This is a genomic window from Mycobacterium sp. E1715, assembly GCF_001667625.1.
Lineage (GTDB): Bacteria > Actinomycetota > Actinomycetes > Mycobacteriales > Mycobacteriaceae > Mycobacterium.
This window is the reverse complement of record NZ_LZJJ01000268.1, coordinates 1-784: the sequence shown is the minus strand read 5'-3', so window position 1 is coordinate 784 and position 784 is coordinate 1. Positions and strand designations below refer to the sequence as shown.

1 pseudogene is annotated in these 784 nt (G+C 64.5%); it reads left to right on the top strand.

Features of this window, described 5'->3' with window-relative positions:
* Positions 1-2 precede the first annotated feature (2 nt).
* A pseudogene (locus A9X03_RS13995) lies at positions 3-784 on the top strand (glycosyl transferase family 1); the annotation flags it as partial.

The window sequence follows — 784 nt, the reverse complement described above, 5'->3', positions numbered from 1 at the left end:
CCGTGGCTATGGGTCGAGAACTGCAGCGCAGGGGACACGACGTTCTCATGGCCGTCCCATGCAATCTCACGGGCTTCGCCGAGGCGGCGGGGCTTCCGGCGGCGGCCTACGGGCCGGATATGCATGACTTCCTGACTGATGACTTCCTCCGTGACTTCTGGACAGACTTCCGCCGCAGCTTTTGGACCATCAAAGAGCCGATCAGGTTGTTGCGTGAGTTGTGGCAGCCGTGCCTCACGCACTGGGCAGAAATGAGCCGCACGCTGGCATCGCTGGCCGCGGGCGCCGATGTCCTGTTCAGCGGACTGGTTTACCAAGAACTCGCCGCAAGCATCGCCGAGGCCTACGACATTCCGTTTGCGACGCTGCATTACTTTCCGATACGGCCCAACGGCCAGCTGTACCCCTTTGCGCCCGCGCCCGTGGTGCGTACCGGGATGACCGTCTACGACTGGTTGTGTTGGCGGATGAGCAAGAACGCGGAGGACGCGCAGCGCCGTGAACTAGGGCTGCCGAAGATCAGGGGCGCGTCGGCGCGGCGCATCGCCGAAAGCGGATCACTCGAGATACAGGCCTACGACGAGGTTTGCTTCCCCGGGCTAGCGGCCGAATGGCGGAAGTGGGACGGTCAGCGGCCCTTCGTCGGTGCACTGACGATGGCGATGTCCACCGAGGCCGACACCGACGTCGCGTCGTGGATCGCCGCGGGAACCCCGCCGATTTGCTTCGGCTTCGGCAGTATGCCGGTGGAATCGCCGGCCGACGCGATCGACATGATCAGCGC